The following is a 20,026-nucleotide window of genomic DNA, read 5'->3' as shown; positions in this document are numbered from 1 at the left end:
AAAAAAATATGAGTTTAGGTTTAGACTTTTCAATTGTTGTAATAATTGCACTTAATGTATTAATATCGTTTAAAGGTTTTAACGATTTTAGTTTTTTTGAAAAATATAAATTCAATGTAGGAGCTGTAAAGGCTGGACAGCAGTATAGAAATATTACATCTGGTTTTCTGCACGCAGACATGCCTCACTTGCTATTTAATATGGTAACCTTGTATTTTTTCGCACCTTTTTTAGTTCAGCAGTTAGATTCGTATAAATTTATATTAGTCTATGTAGTTAGTTTATTAATGGGAAGTTTATTGTCTTTTGGGATTCATAAAGAGAATAATTATTATTCTGCTATTGGTGCTAGCGGGGCTGTAACAGGGGTAATATATGCAGCTGTAACGATGTTTCCAGAAATGAAGTTATATATGTTTTTCGCAATTCCAATTAAAGGATGGATTTTTGGAATCTTGTATTTAGCCTATTCCATATACGGAATGAAAAAAAGTGTAGGTAACATAGGTCATGCTGCTCATTTTGGAGGAGCTATGGGAGGATATGCTTTAGCATTAATATTAAAACCTGAAATTTTAAGCCAAAATTTATTTTATACCATTTTAATAGGATTGCCAATTTTAGCGCTATTTATTTTGATGAAATTGAAGAAAATTTAATTAATAAGTTTTCTGGAAACATTGTAAATGAGAACTTTTCTGTAACATCATTTTTATGTACCCCAAGAGTAAAATCAAATTCTTTGCAAATACTAGAAATAGCTGTTAGCATTTCATGCATGGCTAAATTTTTACCTGGGCAAAAACGTGAACCAGCACCAAACGTTTTTATAACTTCAGGAGAGTGATTAGCACTTATAGGACATTTATTACTTGCTAACCAACGTTCAGGGAGAAAAGTATTAGGTTTGTAAAAATGCTTTTCTTGGGTATGTGCCACTTTGTTTTGTAGCATAATAGTGGTGTCTTTAGGTATTAGAAAGTTGTTAATAATCAACTCTTCGTTCGCTTGCATATATAAGTTTGGTGTTACTGGTTTTAATCGCAAGGTTTCTTGTATTACTGCATTAGTATATTTAAGTTTTTTTAAATCTTGATGATTTTGAGGAATACTATTATTATCAAAAGTAGCAATTGCTTCTTCTCTAATTTTATTGACCATTTCAGGGTGTTGAGCCAAATAATACAATACCCAAGAAATAGAGTTAGAGGTAGTATCTTCTCCAGCAAGTAAAATAGTAAAAACATTTCCATATATTTCTTTATCAGAGAAATGGGAGGCATTTTCTTTTTCTACTAATAATGCTTCTAAAAAGTTAGAAGGGTTTTCTCGTAAAGCAGGATTTGTGGTTAATCTATCTTTAGCTTTCTGAATAAATTCTAAAACAAGCGCTTCTATGGTTTTTAAAGAAGATTCTAACTCTTTGTCTTTATTCCTTTTGTAAAAGCGCCAAATAGGTATAGGAGCAGTAATACGCTCGTTAATCATTGGAAAAATACGCTCTAAATGTTGTTGTAATGAGTCAGACTTATCATTAATAGTATCTAGATTGTATCCAAAGGCAATAGTAGTAGTAATATCAACGGTGTATTTCATTAACTCTTGTTGAACGTTGATGCATTGGTTCTTTAATGCTAATGACTTCCATTTTTCTAGAAGAATTTCGGTTTTATTAGCTATAATAGGGTAGAATCCGTTTACCTTTCTAAGGTTCAATGCTTCAGAGCTAGGTTTTCTATGTCTTTTCCAGTCTTCACCTTCAGTATTAAAAACACCAACGATACCCATTTCTTCCATGATTTCATTTAGTTTGTAAAACCGACGAAACTTTTCTGGGCGTAATTTTAATATTTGATTGTTCATATCATGATTGGCTGAAACAATAAACTCTTTTCCAACAAAATGTATTTTGAATAGTTCTCCACATTCTTTAACCCAATCTTCTAGTACTTGGTGCTTGTTATCTGCTTTAAAATCATTTAAATGACCTAAAATAAATTGTCCTTTTGGCGATGGTAAATCTTTAATTTTTAAAATTTCAGACATGATATAACTGGTTAGAAAAAGTAAATATACTAGAAACAAATTTCAATTTGTACGAAATAGATTAAAACGATGTTTTTTTACTTGTCTTGCTTAAAAAACACTCAGTTACTTTAAAACATACTATTTTTGCGTTTTAATTGAATTGGTATGCAAAACTTAGCTCATTTATTTTTCGATTTGTTTGTTTCTAAAGGAATGGAACCCAAAATGGCATCTTACTTAAACGCGGTAGTATTATCAATACTACTTATGTTAATTGTTTTAACAGTAGACTATCTTGCAAGAAAAGTATTAATAACTACGTTTGGTAAATTTGCTTTAAAATCAAAAACACATTTTGATGATATTGTGGTAGCAAATAAAGTGCCTAGAAACATAGCACATATATTTCCGTTATTAATAGCTATGGAGTTCTGTAGAACTATTTTTTTTGATTTCCCTTATATGGGGAATATGGTGTTTAAGGGGCTACAGGTTTTTGGTGTAGTGTTGACTTTGTGGATTGTTAGAAGTATTTTAACTACTACAAAAGATTATTTTAAAACGCTGCCAAGATTAAAAGACAAGCCAATAGATAGTTATATACAAGTATTTATGATTTTTGCTTGGGGTTTAGGCTTGGTGTCTATTTTAGCCTTAATAACTGGAATTTCTTTTTTTAAGTTTATTACTACAATTGGAGCTGGTTCTGCAATAATTATATTAATTTTTAGAGATACAATTTTAGGTTTTGTAGCGAGTATTCAGGTTTCTATAAACGATATGGTAAGAATAGGTGATTGGATTACTTTTGATAAATATGGTGCAGATGGAGATGTGGTTGAAATAAACTTATCTACAGTAAAAGTCCAAAACTTTGATAAAACAATAACAACTATACCTACTTACGCTTTAATATCTGATTCTTTTAAGAATTGGAGAGGAATGTCTAATTCTGAGGGAAGAAGAATAAAAAGAGCTCTTAATATTAAATTGAATTCAGTTAAATATATTACTAAAGAAGAAATAGTTAAGTATTCAGATATAGAGTTAATAAGTAAATATATAAAAAGTCAAAGTGCTAAAATTGAAGATTATAATATTAGCAATGATATTGATAAAAGTTTATTGTTAAACGGAAGGAACTTAACCAATTTAGGGGTTTTTAGAAAATATGTTGAAGAGTATTTAAACAATCATTCGGCAATTAATAAAGACATGATGATTATGGCAAGACAATTGGCACCTACTTCTCAAGGTATGCCTATAGAAATTTATGCTTTTAGTACAGATAAGCGTTGGGCTAATTATGAATACATAATGGCCGATATTTTTGATCATTTAATAGCTGCATTACCATATTTTGATTTAGAATTATTTGAGCTACCTAATAATGGAAGCTTTAAAGTTAGTTAGATTTTATTATGGTGCTTGAATGTTAATGTGTAAAATTGATTTTCTAATTTATTTTGACTTAGAAAAGAAAGGTATAAATAATGATTAAATCTACTAAAGAGTTTTTTTAATTATAAATAAAATTTAAATTAGCTTTTTAAAGACTCTTTAAATTGTTTGACAAAATAATATCATTTCATACAGCAATCATTAATAAAGGGATTGAATATGTAAGTTCAGAATTTGACAAACGAGCATTAAGGCTATTAAATATGATTTGCTTATATGGAGCAAGTCTAATACTTCCATTAATATTTATAAGAAAAATTATTGAAGCAGATTATTTCTCAATAATTCTCTTATTCATTGCAGAAACAATTTTAGTGTGCGTTGTTTATCTTAATTCTATCGGCAAAAGCCAGATTTCATGTTTAATTTACGTGTTTACTATAAATACTTTAGGGTATGTAGCTGTATATCTAGAAAACCAGCAATCAGAAATCCCTTTCGTTGCTTTTGCTTTAGGTTCTTTCAGCCTTTTTCTTATTAAAGATAAAGTATTACGGAATATTAGTTTTTTATATTCATTTACCACATTTTCTATCCTCTATTATTTTCAGTTAACAGAAAAAGTATTTGGAATTAGCGGATATGTGTTAACGCTGATGGTTCTTCTAATCTTTTCATTTGGTTTGCGTTTTGTTAACTCTATGAGAAACAGAGATGAAAAAACCATTCTAGAGCAGAATGAAAAATTGAAAGATCAGAATGAAATGATTAAAGTTAAGTCAGAACAATTACTTCAATCAGAAAAATTAAGACACCAACAAGAACTTGAGTTAAAAGAAAAAGATATTGAAATGATTTTAACAAATGCTAAAATTCAAGATCGACTGAATGAAAATATTATAGCAAAGTTAAAACAAGCAAAAGAGAAAGGAGTTTTAGAGCAAAATATTAATCAAGTTATTTTAGAGTTAAAAAATCAAAATGAAATTAATAACAGGATACAAATTTTGCAACAAAATATAGGTGTTGTTAATGCTAGTTTTTTTGGAAAATTAGATAAAGCGCATCCCAACATGACAAGAGTTGATAAAGAGTTTTGTTCTTATATAAAAATAGGAATGTCTTCAAAGGAAATTGCGATCATTAGAAATACATCGGTAAACTCAGTAGTTGTTACTAAATCTCGACTTCGAAAAAAATTAAATCTTTTAAGTAATAAAGATATAGCTCCTTATTTAGCCTCTCTTTAAGCATTCTTTAAATTTTATTTTATGACATGTTAAACCTTGTTTATACAAAGGTTTAACATTGTGTTATGTTTTTGTCATCGTACATTTTTTTATTAGGTCTTAGGGTTTTAAAATATTTGTTAGCAATTACTTTCAAACCCAAGAAGCTAAACCATTCAAACATAGTAGCTGTATTTATTTTATATACAATTCTCTTTTTTAGGTAAAAAAGAAAATGATTTGGCTTCAATTAAAAATTGACTTTTAATTATGATAAAAAAAAGACTTGTAATAATGTTAACTTTACTAACTGTTATATCAACCAAAGCACAAGTAGGTATTGGAACTACTAACCCAAATGCCTTGTTAGATATTTCAGTTTCAAATACATCTAATCCAACAATAAAAGATGGTTTTTTACTTCCGAGAATTGAAGTATTCCCAACGGTTAATCCAACAGCTGCACAGCAAGGGATGCTTGTTTATTTAACAACAACTTCAGGAACTAATTTTCCTGGGTTCTATTTTTGGGATAATTCCACAACAAGTTGGAAGGCATTAGAAAATAAACGTTTAGTTGAAGATGCAGATACCGATACGAAAATTCAAGTAGAAGAAACTACCGATGAAGATATGATACGTTTCTACACCGCAGGAACGCAAAGAATGTTTATTAATAATAATGGTGACATTGGAATTGGAGTTAATACACCTCAAGATAGGTTGCACCTTAACGGAGATTTGCGTATAGATAACGGACATAATTTTAGGCTAGACAATGGTACCGGACAATTTACCATTTCAGCAAATAACACAGGTAATTATGTGCACTTAGACGTAGGAGGTACAGGTCATAGTGGTGATAATTTCTATATTGGTGATAGAGTAAACAGTACCAACGATGTTTACATCATGGGTAACACGGGATTAGGAAATGATAATCCACAAGCCAAACTTCACGTTACGGGTGCTATACGTATGGAAGACGGAAATCAAGCGGCAGGTCGAGTACTCACCAGTGATGTTAATGGCACAGCTTCTTGGGAAATTCCTGCAAATGGAACAGTGCTAGAAGATACAGACATCGATACCAAAATACAAGTCGAAGAATCTACTGATGAAGATATCATACGTTTTGATATTAGCGGTACTGAAGAAGTTGTTTTATCTAAAACAGCAGATGGTTCACCACATTTCAATTTAAATGGTACCTCAGTAAATATTGGAAATGGTATTTCTACAAACAGTAATCTAGACAATGTAGTAATAGGTAATAATGCTGGTGGTTCGATGAATGGAGCACAACGTAATGTAGTTGTTGGGAGTAATGCAGGTGACGATTTAACAACTGGAGATTTTAATGTTTTATTGGGCTTTCAAGCTGGACAAGAAATAACATCAGGTATTGATAACACTATTATAGGTTATAATGCAGGTAAAAATATTACTTCTGGGAGTAGAAACGTAATCATAGGTCGAGTAGCTGGGGAAACTGCGACGGGATCAAATAATGTGTTTATTGGAAATGGCGCTGGACGTAATGAAACAGGCAGCAATAAACTTTACATTGATAATTCAAATACCAATAAACCTTTACTGTTTGGAAATTTTGATACAGATGAATTAACCATAAACGGAAATTCAGGAAAGAAAGTAAGCACTATCAATAGCATTTCAAATATTGATGGCATAGCTGGATTAACTAATCCTACTGGAACTTTTGAACTGGATGGCTATGCACTAAACGTGCGAAATAGTAGTGGTGGAGTTCAAACGCTCTCAATAGAAGGAGCACTTCCTGGCGGTGTATACCCTTATGGTAAACTTGATTTTAGAAATACCGATATTGATAGTGCTAACATCCTTTATACAGGAGGGAGTATTCGCTCTTTTAATGATGGTTATGCAAATGATGGTGACTTACGATTTTACACAACAGATAACCAAGTCCTTTCAGAAAAAATGCGAATCAACAGCGCAGGTAGAATAGGAATTGGAGAAAACAATCCACAGGAAACCTTACACATAGATGGTACATTCAGGCTAGAAAATGGTAGTCAAGCAGCAGGGCGAGTATTAACTAGTGATGTTAATGGAACAGCTAGCTGGGTCAATTTACCTACAGATGGAGATAGTAACTCAAATAATGAATTAATAACAGCCTTTGCATTAAGTGGAAATAATTTAAACCTTACTGAAGCGGGAACGACTAGAACCGTTGATTTATCCAGTATTAACCCCAACACAGATAACCAAAATATATCAGGATCTGGTCTTTCGGGTTCAACTTTAACTATTGGAATTCAAAATGGAACTAGTGAAATGGTAGACTTATCGAACTTAATTAATGATGCTGATGCTAGTACTACCAATGAAACCATTACAGCTTTCGCTTTAAGTGGAAATAATTTAAGTTTGACTGAAGCAGGAACGACTAGAACAGTAGATTTATCAGGGTTATCAGTAGGTAGTGGAGATAATTTAGGCAATCATACTGCTACAAACAACATACAAACTGCGGGAAACTACATTTCAAACGATGGTGATAATGAAGGTGTTTTTATTGATGCTACTGGTCAGGTTGGTATAGGAACAAATACTCCAAGTGCTCTAGCAGAAATTTCTAGTGGTACAGATGGAGATGCAGTGTTGCTAATTACAGCCGACACAGATAACAGTGAGGAAAACGATAATCCAGAGATCCAATTTGAACAAGATGGTGGGGCACAAACAGCATTTTTGGGTTTAGAAGGTACACCAGGTATGAAAGCCACAGGAACATTGGGTAACGCATTGATGTTAGGAACAGAGAATGCGATCATTCCGGTTCAGTTAATTACAAATGATATCGCACGAATGACAATACTGCCAAATGGAAACACAGGTATTGCGACTAACACGCCTAGTTTTCCGCTTGAAATCAATGGAGATGGTCGTGCAAACAATACATTCTATTTCGGAACTGCTGGTGCAGCTTTCTCAGGAACTAATCAAGGAGGTTCAATAGAGTTAGGGCCTTCAAATAGTGCCGCTGGTGAAATACCATTTATAGATTTTCATTATGGCGTAGGAACGGCACAAGATTATAACTTCAGAATAATTAACGATGCAGATCATAGACTATCTTTTAGTTACGACAATCTCTATCCGCTTCGAATAAGTACAACAGGTGTAGAGATTAATCAAGCGTATACTTTACCTACTGTTGATGGTACAGCGAACCAAGTATTAAGTACCAATGGTTCTGGTGCATTGAGCTGGGTTAACGTAAGCGGCGGCTCAACAAATAGAATTATAGACGCTGATAGCGATACTCAAATACAGGTTGAAGAAAGTACAGATGAAGACATTATCCGATTTGATGTAGGAGGAACAGAAGCTGCTGTGATTAATGCAAGAGAACGAGGTTCTTTAGGTATCGCAACAAACGATCCTAGAAGTACGATACACATATCTGACGGTTCAACGTCTCTAAAAACAGTGAGCGACGCAAGTGGAAATGGTACTGCATTACAAATAACAGATGATAATATTCCTCGTATCTATTTTGAAGATAGTAGTGAAAGTGCTGATGATAAATTGATGGATCTAAGCTATGAAGATCAGAGAATGAAGTTTGGTTCGCTTAATGATGCTGGAAATGCCTGGGATAACCGAGACATTCTTGTAATGGAACGCGATGGCAATGTGGGAATAGGTGTTGCTGATCCTGTAGAGCGATTGCATATCACTGGTAAGATTAGAATGGTGGATGGTAATCAAGCTGTAGGACGGGTTTTAACAAGTGACGCCAATGGTACTGCTACTTGGGCTGCTTTACCGTCTAGTTCAAGTAATAGTAGTCTAATTATAGATACCGATAGCGATACCCAAATTCAAGTAGAAGAAAGCACCGATGAGGATATCATTCGTTTTGATCTGGCAGGAACAGAACGTTTTACTTTCAATGAAGGACGTATAGAAGTAAAAAATAGCAACCAAAATATTGCTTTGGGTGATACAGCAGGTTTAGCACTAAACACTTCAAACACTGAAGGAAATACTTTTATAGGAGATGCTGCTGGATTGAGTACAAGTGCAGGAAACTACAATGTTGCTATAGGTGTAAATACATTGAGAAATAACAAAGCAGTGACTTTAATTACAGAAGCTAGCAACAATACTGCTGTAGGTAATTCTGCTCTACAACAAAACGCTACGGGTAAAGAAAATACAGCAATAGGACGCAATACTATGCTAGGGAATACTACAGGTAATTTTAATACTGCTTTAGGGTTGGGAGCTCTTACCCAAAACAGTACAGGGAATTATAACACAGCTATTGGTTACTTTGCGCAATTTGGTTTTTCATTAACAAATTTGAGCAATACCATTACTCTGGGATACAATAGTGAGGCTACAACTAGTAACACAGCTCGAATAGGAAACACAAACATTACCTCTATAGGAGGTTATGCTAACTGGACAAATGTATCTGACCTAAGGTTTAAAAAAAATATAAAGGAAGATATTATAGGTCTTGAATTTATTTTGAAATTACGTCCGGTATCATATAATTTAGATTTAGATGCTTTACATCGTTTTAAAGGTACTAAGGATGAATTACGTTTTCGAGATAGTGAAAGAAATAAAGCCTTAGAAGTTCAAACAGGTTTTATAGCTCAAGAAGTAGAGGAGGCTGCAATAAAAACGGGGTTTAATTTTCATGGAGTAGAGGTTCCTCAAAATGCACAATCTCACTACGGCTTACGATATGCTGAATTTGTGGTACCATTGGTGAAAGCAACTCAAGAACAACAAGAGTTGATTATTTCTTTAAAAAAGGAATTGGATAGACAAAGAGAAGAAAATAAAGCGTTAGCTAAACGTTTGAGTGTAATTGAAAAATATATCTTGACATTGAAAAATAAATAGTGTTGTTGTTTTTTGACACACCTAGATCGATTGTTTAAAATAAGACTTGAATGTAATTGAAATGTTTTACAATATTTAATTAAGTATGAAACTTGTGTTAAACGTCACAACTCCTTGTTTTTAAAGGGATTTAACAAGGTGTTATTTTTTTGTCACCATCTTATTTTTTATTCTCATAGCAAGTTTATTAATATTTACGGAGAATTCTAAAATCTAATCTATCAGTATTTCTTAACGCAATTTTTTTATAAAAATAATGATAGTTGTTGAGTGTTTTAAATGGTTAATAGTAATCTAAAATTTAATTACCATTTAATACCTGATTGGGTTTTAATAAATCTAACTTTATTATGATAAGAAAACTATTTTTTCTATTTGTTTTATTAACGACACTATGGTCAAACGGCCAGTCTTGTAGTGGATTAATGACACCATTATCAATTGAAAACCGTATTAATGAAGCGTCTATTATTGTTGAAGGTGTAGTTACCGAAAGCCAAAGTTATTGGGATAATAATGAGCATAATATATATACAGTTCATAGAGTTGAGGTGTATAAAAACATGAAATCTAATACCTCCAATTCTGTATTTGTAGTAACAATGGGAGGAGAAATAGATAATTTAATTCAGGTTAAATCAAATGAAGCAACTTTGCGAAAAGGTGATGTGGGGACATTTTTTTTAAAAGAATTTAACAGTAATATAAACTTATCTAGTACACTTTATAGTTTAGTTGGGGCAGCTCAAGGTGTTATAAAATATGATTACTACTTGAACAAGGCTTCAGGTGTTTTTAGCCAATACCAATCTATTGAAGATGATTTGTACTCAAGAATTCAATCAGCTACAGGACAATCATTTCACGATATAAAAGAGCGCCCAAAATATAACGCTAATCAATTTAGAGCGCAAGCTGCAGCTAATATTTCTAGTTTTTCACCTACAACAGCAACTGCAGGTACAGGAACGGTATTAACAATTAATGGGAATAACTTTGGAGCAGTAAAGGGTAGAGTTGGGTTTTCAAATGCTAATAATGGTGGTAGTACTTTTGCTTTAGCGCTAGATAGTCAGGTAATTAGCTGGTCAAATACTTCTATTACTGTAGAGATTCCCAGTTTTGCCGGAACAGGACCTTTATACATCATTACGGATGCTGGTGGTACTCATTTTACTTCTACAAGTTTAACAGTTCCTTATGCTAGAAGTAACCCTAATGATGGTACGACGGCTTATTCGCCTTATTTGGTTAACGATGATGGTAATGGTGGATTAACTTTATCATATCATACGGGTTTTGATGGAAGTACAGCTGCAACTTATTTTGAAGAGGCCTTTGATGTTTGGAACTGTGAGTCAAATTTTAATTTGACGTTTAGTGGCACCACAACCACGAATGCGGTAGGAAACGATGGGCTTAACATCATACAATTTGACAATGGAAGCTTGCTTCCCACGGGTTCTTTAGGAGCTGTATCAACAACCTATAGTGTTTGTAGCAATGGGAATGTATTTCCAGTTGACATGGATATTACTTGGAGTAATTCTGTAAACTGGTATTACGGTAATGGGACACCTCCAGCAGGACAACACGATTTTAAATCCGTAGCATTACACGAGTTAGGTCATGCACATTTGTTAAATCATGTAATTAATACTAATAATATCATGCATTACTCACTAGGAACTGGAGAGAGTAGGTATGTATTATCTCAAAACGATATAGATGGTGCTAATTATATCATGAGTGAGTCTACTACAAGTTTAGGTTGTGGTATTCAACCAACAACACCTCAATACAACTGTTGCGAAGATATTAATATAAATAATGAAGTCTTTCAAGGTAACGTAGAAGAAAATGGCACCGTAAATTTAAATTTTGATGCAGTTAATTACGATAGCATACAGTGGCAAGTAAGTACGGATAATGGTGCCACTTGGGCAGACATTACAAATGGAGGTAACTATTCAGGAATTAGTAGTTCATCTCTTAACATTACCAATGTGCCGTTGAATTTTGATGGTAATATCTATCGAGCCTTTCTAAATAATCTATGTAATACTGGTATCTATACCTCACAAACAACTTTGAATATTGTTGTTTATACCGCTATTCCAGATGATAATTTTGAGGCTGAATTAAGTGCGTACGACGATATACTAGGAGACAATCGCGTACCTACAAATAACATTAATACTATTACTCTTTTGGATATTAGTGACTCAGGAATTCAGGATATGACAGGAATAGAGTCATTTGTGGCATTAGAAAATTTAGATGCTCACAATAACCCATTTATTTCAATTGATTTAGCTAGTAACACTTCTTTACTTGAATTAAGACTAGACAGTACTTCCATCATCAGTTTAAATCTTCAACAGAATGGTGACTTGATAGAATTAGATGTAAGTAATTCACCACTATCTAGTATTAACCTTTCTGGTAATTCGGCATTAGAAATACTTAATTTAGAAAGTACTACTTTAGCAGCATTAGATTTGAGTTCTAATTCGGCGCTCAAAGAATTATCCCTAGAGGACACTGCGACCTTATCTTCTGTAGATATAAGTGATAATGAGTTACTTGAGAGGTTAAACTTAGGTACTATGGGAATTACTAATGTAATTTTTGGGAATAATACCGCTTTGGAAAGTTTACAACTTAGTTTTAATCAATTAACGGCACTAGATCTCTCAAATTTCAGCAATTTAAAGAGCGTAAGTGTAGGAAACAACAACTTACAAAGCTTAAATATAAAAAATGGTAATAATACAAATATAACTACCTTTATAACAGATAATAATCCTGCCCTAAACTGTATTTTAGTAGATGATGCCACTCATAGTACTAATAATTGGACACAGATTGATGCGCAAACTAGCTTTAGTGATGTATCATGTGGATATACCCCAATACCCGATAGTGCCTTCGAGACCAGATTAGGTGCCTTAGGATATGACGATACGCCAAATGATGCACAAGTACCAACTTGGCTTATAGAAGGTGTAACTATTTTAGATGTTGAAAATAGAGGGATAAATGACCTTACAGGGATAGAGGATTTCTCGGCGTTAACGAATTTAAATTGCTCTCAAAATAGTCTTGAAAGTCTGGATTTACAGGCAAACACATTACTTGAAGTTTTAAATTGTGAAAGAAACCTTTTAACAAGCTTAAACATTCAAAACAATACAGCCTTGTTGAACCTTAATTGCAATAGAAATCTTTTAACCAGTCTTAATGTCCAAAACAATACAGAGTTACAAATTTTAACCTGTGAGAGAAATAACATTAATAGTATTGATTTGTCAAACAATGAAGATTTAGAGGTATTAGATATAGAAAGAAATAATCTAACAGCGATTGATGTTTCGAACAATCCATTACTAAGAAGCCTTGTAATAAAAATAAATAACGGACTTAATCAGTTAGATGTATCACAAAATCCCAACCTAGAAGTATTACTGTGTAACGGTACCAGCATCCCGTCATTAGACCTTTCTAATAATAATGCTTTGACAAATGTACAAGCACATACAAACAACACGCTAACAGCAATAGACCTTTCAAATGCCACACAACTTCAACAATTACTTCTGTTCGATACTCAAGTAAATACCTTGGACGTATCAGATTGTGCAGCCTTAAAAGAGCTTAATGTCCGTGACTCACGTATCGTTTCATTAAACCTTAGTACCAATGGGTTGTTGGAAAAAGTTGATGTGTCTGATAACAACGACCTTACATTTCTTAATCTTAAAAATCAAAACAACACAACTATAACTAGTTTCGATGCTACTAATACAGCTAATCTTTCTTGTGTTAATGTAGATGATGCAGCTTACAGTACAACAAACTGGACGAATATCGATGCAGGTATGACCTTTGGTTTATTCTGCGAATATACTTTAATACCAGATAATAATTTTGAAGCAGCCTTAAGTGCTTATGATGATATTCCTAATGACGGTCAGGTACCTACGGTAAATATCAATTCTTTAATTAGTTTGGATGTTCGTAATAAAGGCATTTCAAATTTATCTGGAATTGAAGATTTTACCAGTTTAGAAGCATTAAATATTCGTGATAACAATCTTGAAACTGTAGATTTAACAAGCAACACCGGATTAAAATTCATCTTTGCCCAAGATAATGTATTGACTTCAATAAATGTAAATAATCTTTCTGAGCTTGTCAACTTAGGTTTAGCTAGAAACCAAATCACAGCTTTAGATGTTAGTAGCAACGTAAGCTTAAGAGAATTGTATCTTGCTGTTAATCAGTTAACCAGTTTGGATTTAAGTCAAAACCCTAATCTTGAGATTGTGGGAGTTAACTCAAATAACCTTCAAAATTTGAATGTTAAAAATGGGAACAATACCAATATCACAACATTTAGTGTTAGTGGAGGCAACTCTAATTTAGCTTGTATTTTGGTTGATAACGCCGAGTATAGTGCAACAAATTGGACTCTCATAGATTCACAAACTTTCTTTAGTGAAACTAATTGTACATTAATATATACTGCCATTCCAGATCCAGCGTTTGAGGCAGAGCTTAGTGCATATGATAACTTTCCTAACGATGGGCAGATTCCAACTCAACGTATAAAAACAGTAACCTATGTAGATGTTAGAAATGCTGGTATTTCAAGCTTAGTTGGTATTGAGGATTTTGAAGCGTTGGAAGTACTGGATTTTATTGATAACAATGTAGATTCTCTTAATGTTACAAATGCACCAAATTTACGTGTATTACGTTTACGTAATAACAATGTCTCTTCAATCAATTTGAGCCAAAATTCTAATTTAGAGTTTTTACTTATGGAAAATAATGGAGTAGAGAGCATTGATTTAAGTAACAATCTAGCAATAGAAGAGTTGTATTTAGGTGGAAATCAAATTACCGAATTAGATCTAAGTAATCATGCCGCACTTAAAATAGTTGGTGTAAATGTAAATAATCTTAACAGGCTTAATATTAAAAACGGTAATAATACCAACCTTACCACTTTCGTGGCAGGAAATAATCCTAATCTAAATTGTATTTTAGTAGATGATGTTAATTACGCTCAAACTAACTTTACTAGTATAGATGCTCAAGTAAGTTTTAGTGATACATATTGCCGTTACACAGCTATACCAGATGCTAATTTTGAAACAGTATTAGATAATCTTGGATATGATGATATTTCTGGAGACGGACAAGTGCCAACTGCTTTAATTGAAAATATAACAAGTTTAAATATAGAAAGTAAAAATATTTCTAATTTAAGTGGAATAGAAGATTTTAAAGCTTTAACAATTCTTAATTGTAAATTTAATTCTTTATCAGCTGTTAATCTTTCGGAGAATAACAATCTTGAACATTTATATATAAATAATAACAATTTAACAGATTTAAATATTACCAACCTAACAAACCTTAAGAGGTTAGAAGCAGGTTTAAATAATCTTGGTACTATAGATTTAACTAATAATAATAAATTAGAAAACCTTCAAGTTCAATACACAAATTTAGCAGCATTAGATATAAGTAACCTTGAAGATCTTAAAATTTTAAGGGTGTTTAATAATCAGTTGTCTAGTCTAGATTTAACAAACAGTCCGCTATTAGTTTATTTAGATATGAGAGGAAATACTAATGTATCTTCTCTAGATTTAACACATAACTCTTTGTTGAATTATGCTAATTTACAACAAATGAGTTTAACTAGTTTAGACTTAATAAGTAATACAAATTTAAATACATTACTAGTTGATTATAATGAACTAACAGCTCTAGATGTATCTAGCAATACAGTTTTAGAGACACTAGATGTCGAATTAAACAATTTAGCTACAATAACCTTTGGTGAAAACACACAATTAAACGAATTAAATTTAGGGCAAAATAAATTGACTTCATTAGATGTTAGTGGACTTTCAGGATTAACAATATTTGAAGCAGATAATAATGAGCTTATAAGTTTGAATGTTAAAAACGGGAATAATATTAATTTTACAACTTTTAATTCAACAGGAAATTCAAACTTGACATGTATATTGGTAGATGATGCAGTTTACAGTAATACCAATTGGACAAGTGTTGACTCTCAAACCAGTTATAACGACGTAGCTTGTATTTCCTATACACCCATACCAGATATTAATTTTGAAACTGCTTTAGAAAATCTGGGTTATGATGATGTTTCGGGTGATGGTCAGGTTCCTACTGCTTTAATAGAAGTGGTAACCAGTCTAGATATTTCAGGACAAAGCATTAGCGATTTAACAGGAATAAAAGATTTTACGGCTCTTCAAAGTATAGATTTTTCATTAAATAGTATGCAAAGCATTGATATAAGTGGGCTTACTAATTTGGAAAGTATTTATGCTAATCCAGCACCTATGAGTTTAACAAGTCTTGATGTGTCTAATTTGCCAGCTTTAAAAACATTAACTCTAAATGATACAGGTATAACACAACTTGATGTTTCAGACTCCACCTTACTTGAAGAATTAATTATACCAGTAAATAGTTTAACAAGTCTCGATATTAGCGCCAATACTTTGCTAGAAAAAATTGAAATTCGATCTACGCCTTTGGGTAGCTTAAATACAAACGGTTTAACAAGTCTTGTTGACTTAACTGTAAAAAATACATTAGTTGAGAGTTTAGATTTAACAGATAATATTGCATTAGAAATAATTGATGTTTCAAATAATCAATTAAATCAGTTGAATATAAGAAACGGAAACAATGAAATAATTACCAGTTTTGATGCACGATTTAATGATGGGTTAACTTGTATTTTAGTAGATAATGTGTCTTTTGCTGAAGCGAACTTTACAAATATTAATGATGCTGCAAGTTTTACAGCTACAAACTACTGTCGTTATACTGCTATTCCAGATACCAATTTTGAAGCGGCTTTAGAAAATCTTGGTTATGATGATATTTCAGGCGATGGGAAAGTGCCAACAGCTTTAATTGAAGTTGTAACTAGTCTTCGTCTTATAGAACGCGGTTTAACAGATATGACGGGTATTGAAGATTTTGAAGCCTTGGTGAGTTTAGAATTAAATGAAAATAATTTTACTAGTATAGATTTATCTCACAATCATCTATTAGAAGTTGTTGATTTAGAAGAATGTACTATTTTACAAAGTATCAATATTTCAGATAATCCCGCATTAAGAGAGCTAAACTTTAGTCAAACCTCAATGACTACTATTGATTTAAGTAACGTACCAGCACTAGAGATTTTCGATGGTTCAAGCATAGACTTGTCATCTCTTGACGTAAGTAATAATCCTTTGCTAGTCAAAATTAATATTAATGATACAGAAGTTGATACTTTAGATGTATCTAATTGTACTGATTTGGTGGAATTGCGAGCAAGAAGTTCTAATCTTAATTATCTAAATATAATGAATGGTAATAATACTAACGTTACCATCTTTGATATAAGAAACAATCCAAGTCTAACTTGTGTACGTGTTGATGACATAACCTATAGTTCGGCCAACTGGACTCTAATAGATGTACAAACCAGTTTTAGCGATACCTATTGTCGTTATACAGCTATACCTGATACCAATTTTGAATCAGAGCTTGAAGCATTGGGGTACGATGATATTTCTGGAGATGGGCAAGTGCCTACAGCTTTGATTGAGGTTGTAACGAGTTTAAATTTACAAGGTAAAAATATTTCTGATTTAAGCGGAATAGAAGATTTTACGTTATTGGTAAGCCTTAATTGTAGATATAATTCTTTCTTAGTGGTAGATCTTTCAGAAAACATCAACCTTGAACATTTAAATATAAGAAATAACAGCTTAACTAATCTTGACGTTACAAATCTTGTAAATTTAAAGGTTTTAGAAGCAGGTTTTAATAATTTAGGTAACATCGATGTATCTAATAATACCAATTTAGAGCGTCTTGAGCTTCAATACACAAACCTAATGACTTTAGATGTTAGTGCGCTAGCAAATCTCAATCATTTATCAGCATTTAACAACCAACTATCTAATTTAGATGTAACAAACAATCCTTTACTAGAATATTTGAATGCTAGAGGAAATAATAATATAACTTCTTTAGATATAAGGAATAATACATTGTTAGATTATGTCAATTTGCAACAAATGAGTTTAACTAGCTTAGATATTTCGAATAACTCAAACATTACTTCTCTGATTGTTAACTCTAATGATCTTATGGCTCTAGATGTGAGTAATTTATCTCAGCTAACTACATTACGTGTAGATGATAATGAGCTTATTGCGCTTAATGTTCAGAATGGTAACAATGTTAATATTACAACATTTAATGCTTTAGGAAACCTTAATTTAGTGTGTGTGTTGGTAGATGACGCTACTTATAGTGTTACAAATTGGACTGATATCGAACCGTTAACTAATTTTAATGAAACTAGTTGTAGTACAGACTTTTCATTAAATATAAAAGTATTTTTACAAGGCCCAGCTTTGAACCCAAATGCAGGAGAAGAAACATTAATGCGAGATGATTTACGAGTTGCCGGTTATATACCTACTACAAGTCCGTATCCAGACGGGATGATATGTGATGCATCAGTTTTTAATATATCAGGTACAGATGCTATTGTAGATTGGATTTGGGTTGAATTAAGGGATATAAACGTTAATACTTTGGTAAGTTATTCACAATCAGCCTTATTACAGCGTGATGGGGATATAGTTGGTGTTGATGGTATTTCTAAATTAAATTTTTCAACATTAGAAGACTCATACTACGTGGCTATTAAACATAGGAATCATTTAGGGATTATGACTAGTAATTTCATTGCATTTAGCTCCGGAGATATTAGAGATATAGACTTTACATATTCAGATGATACATTTACTCATGGAGTTAATTCTTTAACTAGTAACAATATGCCAATAGGCGTTGTAGCTATGTGGGCAGGAAATGTTAGTAATGATGCAATAGTACGATATCAAGGTTCTGGTAACGATACCAATACGATTAAAGATAACGTGTTGGCAAATGCTGGAAATACAACAAATAGTAATTTATATTCATATACAGGATATGATGTGGCCGATGTTAATTTAGATGGAACAATTAAGTATCAAGGTTCAGGAAATGATGTCAACACTTTAAAAGATGTTGTTTTAGCACACCCAAATAATCAGAGCTCACCATCTAATCTGTTTATGATCACAGAGCAATTACCAGAAAATTAAATTAATGTATAATAAAAAATAAAAGAGATGAAAAAAATATATATAGCTTGTACTTTATTGGCAATAATTTTTGGAGTGAATGCCCAAAACATGAATTACAGTTTAAGTCACATTGGCACAAATGCTAATGGTAACTTAGAAATGGCATTAGTAGCCACTCCCGATTTTACAGAAACCAACGGAAACTCATCAGATATGGGGGCAGTTGTATCGATAGCAGGAGGAGCATATTTATTACCGGGAAACACCGGTTTTGTTAATAATTGTGTGTTTACTCCACCAGCAAGTAATGTGTGCGATTATGCCATACCTGCAACCGAGTGGGATGCTACTTATTTGGCAGGTCCATCTGCATCTAGCGGAAATTTTGTATACCAGTTATTAAGAACACCTGGGGCAACCAATGTATTTTTTGATGCAGAAAGTGGTACACCAATTATCATGGCTGTATTTCAGGTAACAACCGGATCTGGAGCACCAACAACCGGAAGTATATCTATAATCGATAATAGTGATGCTTTAATTAGTTCAGAACCAAATGAGAACTTTTTAAATATCAATTACCCAACGGCTACTTCAGGAAGTACACAAGATATATTAGGAACTGTAGATACTACTCCTTTTTCTTTTGCAGCATTAAGTACTAGCGATGTTTCATTAAACTTAAATGAGGCAGTGTTATCACCTAATCCAACAAAAGGATCTTTTGTGGTAGAAGGATTAAAGACTGCAGCATCAGTGTCAATGTACAGTGTAAACGGAAAGAAGATTTTATCTATAGATAATTACCAAGGAGAATCTATAAATACATCAAATGTATCTTCAGGATTGTATTTGGTATCAATAGAATCAGAAGGTTCTAAAGAAGTAAGAAGGTTAATGATTAATTAAATAAGGCAGTTTTATATAATTAAAATTTGGTTTGTTGGTAAGAGCATCTTTTTTAGGTGCTCTTTTTTTATTCTAATACAAGGTGTCATAAGTATACGTCTTATTGATTTAAATATAAAGTAACTTTAGAAAACGGATTGCTATTATAATTCTTTTAAAAAAAGTAAGTCTAATAATTATTTGCTAGAGGGGTATTTATAATATTTTAAATATAGCTTTCAATTAAAGAGTGTAGAAGAAAAACCAAGTATTAAATGATAAGATACTAACAGTAAAGGTAATAGAACTGTGTATATTAAGCTATACGGTTACAAACGAAATAAAATTAAAAGCTGAAAATAAGAA

The 20,026-nt window shown here is 32.3% G+C and carries 7 protein-coding genes; 6 read left to right on the top strand and 1 reads right to left on the bottom strand.

All coding sequences use genetic code 11. The annotated features are described in order from the left end of the window. The first annotated feature begins 8 nt into the window (after positions 1–8). Positions 9–659 carry a rhomboid family intramembrane serine protease gene (locus ACFQ1O_RS02520; protein WP_377712970.1) on the top strand — a complete coding sequence of 217 codons (651 nt, stop codon included), beginning with the start codon at positions 9–11 and terminating at the stop codon, positions 657–659. Here the strand turns inward: ACFQ1O_RS02520 and ACFQ1O_RS02515 are convergent. Then, the gene (locus ACFQ1O_RS02515) at positions 631–2,046 is read right to left on the bottom strand and encodes a cytochrome P450 (RefSeq protein WP_377712968.1); all 1,416 of its coding nucleotides are present in this window, start codon (positions 2,044–2,046) and stop codon (positions 631–633) included. The two genes, ACFQ1O_RS02520 and ACFQ1O_RS02515, sit on opposite strands and share 29 nt — an antisense overlap. A gap of 147 nt (positions 2,047–2,193) precedes the next feature. Here ACFQ1O_RS02515 and ACFQ1O_RS02510 point away from each other — a divergent pair, with 147 nt between their 5' ends. The 5 genes from ACFQ1O_RS02510 to ACFQ1O_RS02490 all read left to right on the top strand — a co-directional run bounded on the left by ACFQ1O_RS02510 (position 2,194) and on the right by ACFQ1O_RS02490 (position 19,681). Next, a complete protein-coding gene (locus tag ACFQ1O_RS02510) occupies positions 2,194–3,441 on the top strand; it encodes a mechanosensitive ion channel family protein (protein WP_377712966.1) in 1,248 nt (415 codons plus the stop codon). Between the two features lie 152 nt (positions 3,442–3,593). Further along, a complete protein-coding gene (locus tag ACFQ1O_RS02505) occupies positions 3,594–4,679 on the top strand; it encodes a helix-turn-helix transcriptional regulator (protein ID WP_377712964.1) in 1,086 nt (361 codons plus the stop codon). Between the two features lie 273 nt (positions 4,680–4,952). Then, a complete protein-coding gene (locus tag ACFQ1O_RS02500) occupies positions 4,953–9,572 on the top strand; it encodes a tail fiber domain-containing protein (protein ID WP_377712962.1) in 4,620 nt (1,539 codons plus the stop codon). Positions 9,573–9,997: 425 nt separating this feature from the next. Beyond that, positions 9,998–18,790, top strand: a complete 8,793-nt coding sequence (locus tag ACFQ1O_RS02495) for a matrixin family metalloprotease (protein WP_377712960.1) — start codon at positions 9,998–10,000, stop codon at positions 18,788–18,790. A gap of 27 nt (positions 18,791–18,817) precedes the next feature. Further along, positions 18,818–19,681 (top strand): T9SS type A sorting domain-containing protein, encoded by an 864-nt coding sequence (locus ACFQ1O_RS02490; protein WP_377712958.1) that lies wholly within the window; start codon positions 18,818–18,820, stop codon positions 19,679–19,681. The last annotated feature ends 345 nt before the right edge of the window (positions 19,682–20,026 follow it).

Source organism: Pseudofulvibacter geojedonensis, assembly GCF_042675745.1.
GTDB lineage: Bacteria > Bacteroidota > Bacteroidia > Flavobacteriales > Flavobacteriaceae > Pseudofulvibacter > Pseudofulvibacter geojedonensis.
This window is presented reverse-complemented; position numbering and strand designations above follow the sequence as displayed.

What these genes read in the sequence shown, in the direction of transcription:
- ACFQ1O_RS02500 (WP_377712962.1), top strand. Translation starts at nt 4,953, where the DNA reads ATGTTAACTTTACTAACTGTTATATCAACCAAAGCACAAGTAGGTATT.
- ACFQ1O_RS02490 (WP_377712958.1), top strand. Translation starts at nt 18,818, where the DNA reads ATGAAAAAAATATATATAGCTTGTACTTTATTGGCAATAATTTTTGGA.
- ACFQ1O_RS02495 (WP_377712960.1), top strand. Translation starts at nt 9,998, where the DNA reads ATGACACCATTATCAATTGAAAACCGTATTAATGAAGCGTCTATTATT.
- ACFQ1O_RS02515 (WP_377712968.1), bottom strand. Translation starts at nt 2,046, where the DNA reads ATGTCTGAAATTTTAAAAATTAAAGATTTACCATCGCCAAAAGGACAA.
- ACFQ1O_RS02510 (WP_377712966.1), top strand. Translation starts at nt 2,194, where the DNA reads ATGCAAAACTTAGCTCATTTATTTTTCGATTTGTTTGTTTCTAAAGGA.
- ACFQ1O_RS02520 (WP_377712970.1), top strand. Translation starts at nt 9, where the DNA reads ATGAGTTTAGGTTTAGACTTTTCAATTGTTGTAATAATTGCACTTAAT.